This is a genomic window from Streptomyces sp. NPDC057950, assembly GCF_042887295.1.
Lineage (GTDB): Bacteria > Actinomycetota > Actinomycetes > Streptomycetales > Streptomycetaceae > Streptomyces > Streptomyces kaempferi.
In genome coordinates this window covers 76,195-83,418 of the sequence record NZ_JBHVPP010000014.1, presented here as the reverse complement: position 1 = coordinate 83,418, position 7,224 = coordinate 76,195, and the positions used below count along the sequence as shown (strand labels likewise).

Genomic DNA, 7,224 nt, shown 5'->3' with positions numbered 1-7,224 from the left:
CGCCCGGGGGAATCGCGGTCAGTAGCCGGCGATGGGCCGGCGGTGGCAGATGGCGCGGACCCGCTCCTGCACACGTGCCTGTACGGCGGGGTCGAGCGCGTACGTGGTGTTGGACGTGTTCTCGGTGGTGGTCAGCACCTCGATGACGAGGTCGGCGACCTCCGCGACGTCGGCGGCGTCCAAGCCGCGGGCCGCCATGCTGTTGCTGCCGAACCGCACGCCCGACGTCACCATGGCGGAGTGGGCGTCGCCGACGATCCGGTTCTTGTTGACGAGAACGCCGCACTGTTCGAGCGCCTTCTCGGCATTGACGCCGGTGATGCCGAACGACGTCAGGACGTCGGCCACGACGATGTGGTTGTCGGTGCCGCCGGAGATGACCCGGACGCCCCGGCCCACGAGGTGCTCGGCGAGGGCGGCCGCGAGGGAACGCACCCGGTGGATCGTCTCGGTGAAGGCCGGCGTGGTCGCCGCCCCCAGGGCGTAGGCCTTGGCCGCGATGCTGTTCACCACCGGCGCGCCCTGGATCAGCGGGAAGAGTCCGCTCTGCAGGGTCTGCCGGAGCGTGCGGCCGTTCGGGAGCACGGTGTCGGCCGAGTCGCCGAGCAGGATCAGGCCGCCGCGCGGACCGTAGAGCTGCTTGTGCGTGCAGGTGGTCACGACATGGGCGTGGGCCAGCGGCGACGGGTGCAGGCCGGCCACCACCAGACCGGCGATGTGGGTGATGTCGGCGAGCAGATACGCGCCCACCTCGTCGGCGATGGCACGGAACGCGGCCCAGTCGAGCGTGCGGGGGTAGGCGGTGGTCCCCGCGATGATCAGACGCGGCCGGTGCAGATGGGCCTGTGCCCGGACCTCTTCGTAGTCGATCAGTCCGTCGGGCCCGAGGCCGTAGCTGTGCGCCTCGAAGATCCGGCCCGAGATGTTGACCGACGCACCGTGGCTGAGGTGGCCGCCGGCGTCCAGGTCGAGGCCCAGGATCGGGTCGCCGGGCTTCAGCAGCGAGTTCATGACCACCTGGTTGGCGGTGCTCGCCGAGTGGGGCTGGACGTTCGCGTAGCGGGCGCCGAATGCCTGCTTGGCACGCTCGACCGCGAGCTCCTCGACCTTGTCGACGTTCACGCAGCCGGCGTGGAACCTCCGGCCCGGGTACCCCTCGGCCGTGACGTTGGCGAAGAAGCTCCCTTCGGCGAGCAGCGCCGCGGGGGTCACCGGGCTGCACGAGGCGACCAGGGCGAGGGTCTCGTGCTGTCGGTGGAGCTCGTCGTCCAGCAGCCCGTACAGGGCCGGGTCCCCGAGTTCCATGGCGTGCAGGGCGTTTTCGTAGAAGGACGACAGCGGAGCGGTCGGGGCGGTGAGCGTGGGCAGACCGACGGCCTGGGTCATGGAGTCGAATCCAAACTGTGAGAGTGGCGGTCGACAGGCGACAGGGGAGGGGTCGTTCAGAAGTTCGGCGTCGAGAGCATCGCCGCGACCTTGCGGTCCGGGTCCTCGAAGCCGCGCCGGCCGTGCATCACGCGCTTGTTGTCGATCATGACGATGTCGCCGGCCTCCCACTGGAGGTCGACCCGCACCTCCTCGGTGGCGTCGAGCGCGTCCCAGCGGCAGTGCTGCGGGATGGTCGACCCGTCCTCGAAGGACACGATCGCGCCGGAGCCCAGGTAGCTGTTGCACAGCGTGGGCGCGTCCACGTAGGGCGCCTGCGGGACCGCGGAGACGGTCCACTTCCAATCGAGGTTCCCGGCGTCGTCGAAGTCGTACTCGAAGTCGTCGAACGTGGCGAACAACGCCTCCAGCTCGGCGCGGTCGGCCGTGCCGAACACGCGCTCCTGGTGTTCCGGGGCGGTCGGGAACGGGAGGCGCCAGGTCAGCCGGAGCTTGTCGAACAGGTCCCGGGTCTCCTTCGCGAGCCGCTTGTACGCCTCGACACCGTCGTAGACCGTCGTCTCGCCGTCCTCGTCGGCCGGCCGCACGCAGTAGAACCACTGGAGGTCCGGGTGCAGCGGGCAGTAGCTCATCTCGGAGTGCGCCGGAATGGGATTCCGGTGTGCGTCGACCAGCAGCACCGCGCCGTCGTCGGAAATCGTCTCGCGGTTGGGATTCTGATGGAAGAAAAGCTTCGACGAAAACCTCTGCACGAGTTCGCGGAAATCGTCGGAGGTGGCGCCGAAACCGCGGAACATCAGCGTTCCGTGCTGCTTGAAGAGATCAGCGATCTCGGAGTGCGGGAGTTCGGCGAGAGGGAGATCTGCGCTCTCGATCACCAGACCGTGGTGATCGGAAAGGGGAGTGGTTTTGAAGGGGGTTGTCGTCATGAGATTCCTACGTTGGGAGGGGCCCTGACTTTCGATCACGACCATGACGCTAGACGGGCTCCAAGCCGGTGAGCAATATCGGGATCATGGACGGATCCGGTCAATGAAGGGGTCACGTAATTCCGTCCATGGATTGCTCCGCGCACTGTCCCCTGAACAGGTGTCACGGCTTTCGGGGGCGTGTGTCCGCGGCGTACCGCCGTGAACATGGGAGGCCGGCTGGTACACGCGGTACCTCTCCGTTCCCGGCATGGAAGGCAATGCGGTGAAGGATGACCTCGGGCTCGACGCCATACGCGGCCGGCTCGCAGAGATCTGGTGCGAGGCGCTCGCCATGGACCACGTCGGGGACGACACGGACTTCTTCGTCGCCGGCGGCCGCTCCCTGCTCGCGGTCCAGGTCTGCGCGCGGGCGGCCGATGCCTTCGGGGTCGAGGTGAGAAGCAGCGACCTGGCCCTCGACGCCCTGTTCGGCTCCATGGTGGAGCGCGTCGGAGAATCTCTGCCCTCGGCCACGGGGAGAGCACGTGCTGCTTGACGCGCCCCCGGTGGTCCCGGTGCTCGGTCCGGCCGACTGCCACATCTGGTGGGCCGATCCGGCCACGGTCACCGACGACTGCGTGGCCCTGCTCGACGGGGCCGAACAGGAGCGGATCCCGCAGCAGCGCAGGGCGGAGGACCGCCGGCGGTTCATCGCCGGCCGGGCCCTGCTGCGTACCGCCGCGGCTGGCTATCTCGGCCTTCCGCCGCGGCTGCTGGAGGTGGTCGCCCGCTGCCCCGACTGTTCCAGGAACCACGGCAAGCCCGAACTCCCGGGCACCGGGCTCCAGGTGTCGGTGTCGCACTCGGGCGCCCGGGTGGCCGTCGCCGTCACCCGGGCGGGTGCGGTAGGGATCGACGTGGAGGAGATCGGCACGTCGGTGTCGCCCGCGGAACTGCTCCCCCATGTCATCGGACCGACCGAACCCCGTACCCCCGCCCACGCCACCGCGAGCGGCTTCCACCGGATGTGGACCCGGAAGGAGGCCGTGCTCAAGGCGACGGGCCAGGGACTGCGGGTGCCGTTGTCCGACGTCGGGGTGTCGGCTCCGGAGGAGGCCCCGAGGGTGCTGTTCCTGAGAGGTCCGGGGGCCGGGCCGACCGAGGACTTCGTACTGGCCGACCTGGAGGCGGGTGCGGGCTGTGCGGCCGCGGTCGCGGTGATCGGCGGCGGCCCGCTGGTCTTCACCGCCTACTCCCGGAGCCGTCCCTCGGCCGCCGCCTTCAGTACGGGGCCGCCGCGGGCCGCGGCGACCGGGCGCTGAGCGGCCTCATGTCCGTCCACACCCGCCGGACGTCATGTCTCCACCTGCTGTCGTGCTCGGGACTCGGGATGCGCGGACTCAGAGCGCGACGTGGTCAGGGCGGCGCGGACCAGCTGCGCCTTGTTGTGCGCGCCCAGCTTGGAGCGGATGCGCTTCACGTAGGTGTCGACCGTGTGCTGGCTGATGCCGATCCGCCGGGCCGCCTGGTCATGGGTGCAGCCCTCGACGAGATGCCCGAGCACCTCCCGCTCCCGGGGGGAGAGGGTGGCGACACCCTGTCGGACGACGGCCCCGGTCCTGGTCCCGGCCCCGGCCGGCCCCGGTCCCGGGCCGGCCACCCGCCGGATGGCGTCCACCAGCAGCAGGGGCGCGTCGTCGAACGGATGCGTCTCGCCCGCCCGGTCCGGGCTCCGTTCCCGGCGGGCGGCCGCCCCGTCGGCGGTCAGCAGGACCGTCCGGGCGGCGGGCACCCCGGCCGTCCCCCGCGCCGGCTCGGGCAGCTCGTCGACCAGGTCCAGGTCCAGGACCAGACAGTCGACCGTGCCGGCCGGCACCTCGAAGGGGGCGCCCGTGGCGAACGCGACCTCGATGTCGGCCTCCGCGTCGAGCAGACAGCGGATGCCCAGCAGGGCGAGCTGGTTCCGGATGAAGATCCCGGCACGAACCATGTCGACTCCCCGTCTGCGCTGGTCCCGGTCCACTCCGGCGGTACGAGGCCAATCTCCATGATCGGCGCACCGACCGGAAGGTCGCTCCGGTGGCCCGTTGGGGCCCTGGACACAAGGGGACATCCGGGTTCCGGCGCGGACCGGCCGAGGGCGGGGTACGGCGGGACGACCGGCGCACGACGGGACGACCCGGGTACGACGACGAGACGCGGCCGCGTGCGGACACCGACACCGCGGGGCGCGCGAACCGCCGGCGGCCGTCCCGGGCGAAGGCGGGCGGCTCGGTCGCGGCAGGCCGTCGAGCCGGAAGCGGGCGGCTCGCGCACGGGCGGGTCGTACCGCCGGAGGCGGGCAGTTCGGTCGCGGCAGGCCGTCCCGCCGGAGGCAGGCGGCTCGGGCACAGGCGGGTCGTTCGACCGGAGGCAGCCGGCTCGGTCGCGGCAGGCCGTCGAGCCGGAAGCGGGCGGCTCGCGCACGGGCGGGTCGTACTGCCGGAGGCGGGCAGTTCGGTCGCGGCAGGCCGTCCCGCCGGAGGCAGGCGGCTCGCGCACGGGCGGGTCGTTCGGCCGGAGGACGGGAAGAGGGGCTGTCCGCGGCGCGGACGACGGTTCAGCGGTGCTCCGAGAGCCAGCCGTTCTGCACCGCTCGAACGCCCGCCTCGAACCGGCTGCGCGCTCCGAGCCGGGTCATCAGCTCGGAGGCCAGCCGCCGCGCGGTACGCGGCGACACCCCGAGCCGCTTGGCGATGGTCTCGTCCGTGTGCCCCTCGGCCAGCAGGATCACGACCATGGCCTGCTGGTCGGTGAGCCCCTGGTCGTCGGCCCTGCTCTCCTCGTTCAGCGGCCGGGCGCCGTTCCAGACGCTGTCGAACAGCGCGCACAGCGCGGTCAGCGTGCCGTGGCCGGTCAGCACCACCGCGCCCTCGGCACTGTTGTTGCTGTTCACGGGCATGACGGCCGCCTTGCGGTCGACGACGATCATCCGGGTCGGCAGGGTCGGCACCGTACGCACCTCGCCGCCCAGCTTGGACAGCCAGCTCACGTACTGGAGGGTGTGCGGGCTGTTGCAGGCGCTGTTGAGGTAGACCGTCCGCATCCGGACACCGCGCTCCAGCAGCTCCCGGTTGAGCGGCTTCGCTGCCTCGATGTGCTCCGGCCGCTGGGGCCCGTCCGGGGCGAAGGTCATGACCTCCTCCCGCGTCTCCCGGGTGAGTGCCGCGAGCCGGTCGCGGATCTGGTCGATCCCGGTCAGGCGCTCGCTGTGCGGGCCGGTGTCGGCCGGTCGTGCCTCCGCGTACTCCGCGATCAGCCGGGCCGCGGCCGCCCGCGACTCCTCCAGCTGTTTCTGATGCGCCGCGAGCTCGGCCTGCTGACGCGCCATCAGCACCTGGAGACCGACCTCGGGCGACACGGGCCACAGCTCGCCCTCCCGGTCGTAGGAGGGTCTCAGCAGGGCCAGTTCGCTGAGCGTGTCCAGTCCGTGGCGGGCCTGCTCGGGAGTGAGTCCCAGTCGCTCGGCGAGATCCGCCACGCCGTCACGCGGCCGTGCAAGGAGACCTCGGTAGACGGCCTCGGCAATGGAATCGAGACCAAGCGACTTCAGCACGGCACATCTCCCCCCGGAGGTCTTGCTGCAAAGACACCTACATCATCACACGTGTGGCGCGGTTTCCACAGAAGGCCACCTGGACTGTACCGGCCATTGCCGGAATGGGACTTCTGGTGCTCTTCTCCCGTGTTCGCCCTTTTGGGAAAATGCGAGGCGTGTATCTCGTTCACACCGAACTCCTTAACAGGAAGGCGGACTCTTGCATCCCCCAGAACCTCGCGGATCTCCTTCACGCCCTGGCGCACCCCGACGACGGCGTGGAACATGTGGTCATTCATCCCCATCCGGGACATGGGCTGACGGTGGGCGTCTACCTGCTGGCTGACCACCTCCGGAGTGCGGAGGAGACAGCGGCGAGACTCTGCCGACACGCGGTGGCCGAGATCGGACCACTGCCGGGATGGCAGGTCGGGCGCTCCGAGGTACCGCTGCTGGCCCCCTACGGCCTCGACGACCTCATCGACTGAGCCCTGCGATGCGGCCCGCTGACCTCTTCGGTCCAGGGCCCGTTCCGTCCACCAGAACTCTCTTCCGAAGGTCTTTCTGCTTGGCGAAGCTTTGTCGCACAGAAGGAACAACTCACCGACTTCGGAAGGGATTCCTACGTTGCTGCGCTTTCATCCCGCCCGCTGGGCTGCGATTCTCCTGACGGCCTTCGCTCTCCTGACCCCGGTGTTCGAAGTGTCCGGCGACACCACGGAGTCCGTGGTCGCCGGCGCCCCCGCGCCGGACGACATGATCTGGGGCTGACACCGCCTCGACGCCGCGGCGTCGACCGGTGGCGCGGGATGCGGGTGCCCGAGGCGCCCTTTCCAGAATGTCGGACGGCACCGAGGTCATCGGGCTTCGGTGCGGTCTCGACCTTCACGCGCGGGAGTCACCGCACACGGCGGCCCGACGCGGCACCGGCGTGGACGACCGGTGACCGAATGACCGGGTGACCAGGTGACCGGGGCAGGATTTCGAGTCCTGGGTCAGAGCCACGGCAAAGTCCGGTCCGGCGATATCGCCGACTCCGCGCGTCACGAGCGCGGGATATCCGGCCTCCTGACGAATATCGTCCATACGACCGACCGTTTTCTCCGCGTCCTCCGTCGGCTCCACATTCTCCCGGCGGGCGGGCGGCCTACGAACTCGCCCAGCACCTGCCGTATGCCACCGGCCCCGCCGCGGCCGTGGTCATGACCGGTATCGGCGACGCCGCCGCCGGCGCGTCCGCCCTCGCCCGCGGCGTCCGCTCCGCCCTCACCCCGCCCCTCCGCGCGTCCGCGTTTCCTGTCTTCTCCGTGCCCTCCCTGTCCTCCCTGTCATCCGCGTGTCCTCCGTGTC

8 protein-coding genes are annotated in these 7,224 nt (G+C 70.5%); 4 read left to right on the top strand and 4 right to left on the bottom strand.

Translation table 11 applies throughout. The features are described 5' to 3' along the window. Nucleotides 1-18: 18 nt before the first annotated feature. Together glyA and ACFVTC_RS23280 are read right to left on the bottom strand one after the other, a co-directional pair. On the bottom strand, nucleotides 19-1,386 hold the full coding sequence (glyA, locus tag ACFVTC_RS23285; protein WP_390129933.1) for a serine hydroxymethyltransferase: 1,368 nt from the start codon (nucleotides 1,384-1,386) through the stop codon (nucleotides 19-21). A 56-nt stretch (nucleotides 1,387-1,442) separates the two neighbouring features. Then, nucleotides 1,443-2,315 carry a TauD/TfdA family dioxygenase gene (locus ACFVTC_RS23280; protein ID WP_390129931.1) on the bottom strand — a complete coding sequence of 291 codons (873 nt, stop codon included), beginning with the start codon at nucleotides 2,313-2,315 and terminating at the stop codon, nucleotides 1,443-1,445. 265 nt (nucleotides 2,316-2,580) lie between these two features. Between ACFVTC_RS23280 and ACFVTC_RS23275 the strand changes: the two genes are divergently transcribed. Then, entirely contained in the window at nucleotides 2,581-2,853 is a 273-nt protein-coding gene (locus ACFVTC_RS23275; RefSeq protein ID WP_390129928.1) for a phosphopantetheine-binding protein, read from the top strand. Further along, nucleotides 2,843-3,619 carry a 4'-phosphopantetheinyl transferase family protein gene (locus tag ACFVTC_RS23270; protein ID WP_390129927.1) on the top strand — a complete coding sequence of 259 codons (777 nt, stop codon included), beginning with the start codon at nucleotides 2,843-2,845 and terminating at the stop codon, nucleotides 3,617-3,619. Before ACFVTC_RS23275 ends, ACFVTC_RS23270 begins: the two co-directional genes overlap by 11 nt. A gap of 32 nt (nucleotides 3,620-3,651) precedes the next feature. On the opposite strand, the gene ACFVTC_RS23265 is transcribed toward ACFVTC_RS23270, so the two are convergent. Next, complete coding sequence (locus ACFVTC_RS23265; protein ID WP_390129925.1) at nucleotides 3,652-4,287, bottom strand: LuxR C-terminal-related transcriptional regulator; 636 nt, start codon at nucleotides 4,285-4,287, stop codon at nucleotides 3,652-3,654. Nucleotides 4,288-4,896: 609 nt separating this feature from the next. Further along, the gene (locus tag ACFVTC_RS23260; RefSeq protein WP_390129923.1) at nucleotides 4,897-5,892 is read right to left on the bottom strand and encodes a helix-turn-helix domain-containing protein; all 996 of its coding nucleotides are present in this window, start codon (nucleotides 5,890-5,892) and stop codon (nucleotides 4,897-4,899) included. 158 nt (nucleotides 5,893-6,050) lie between these two features. On the opposite strand from ACFVTC_RS23260, the gene ACFVTC_RS23255 reads away from it, so the two are divergent. Together ACFVTC_RS23255 and ACFVTC_RS23250 are read left to right on the top strand one after the other, a co-directional pair. Next, nucleotides 6,051-6,362, top strand: a complete 312-nt coding sequence (locus tag ACFVTC_RS23255) for a hypothetical protein (protein WP_390129921.1) — start codon at nucleotides 6,051-6,053, stop codon at nucleotides 6,360-6,362. A 139-nt stretch (nucleotides 6,363-6,501) separates the two neighbouring features. Then, nucleotides 6,502-6,645, top strand: coding sequence for a hypothetical protein (locus ACFVTC_RS23250; RefSeq protein WP_390129919.1), 144 nt, complete (start codon nucleotides 6,502-6,504; stop codon nucleotides 6,643-6,645). Nucleotides 6,646-7,224 lie beyond the last annotated feature (579 nt).

Bases quoted from the DNA above. Each gene is read 5' to 3' on its own strand.
- ACFVTC_RS23265 (WP_390129925.1), bottom strand. From the start codon at position 4,287: ATGGTTCGTGCCGGGATCTTCATCCGGAACCAGCTCGCCCTGCTGGGC.
- glyA (WP_390129933.1), bottom strand. From the start codon at position 1,386: ATGACCCAGGCCGTCGGTCTGCCCACGCTCACCGCCCCGACCGCTCCG.
- ACFVTC_RS23280 (WP_390129931.1), bottom strand. From the start codon at position 2,315: ATGACGACAACCCCCTTCAAAACCACTCCCCTTTCCGATCACCACGGT.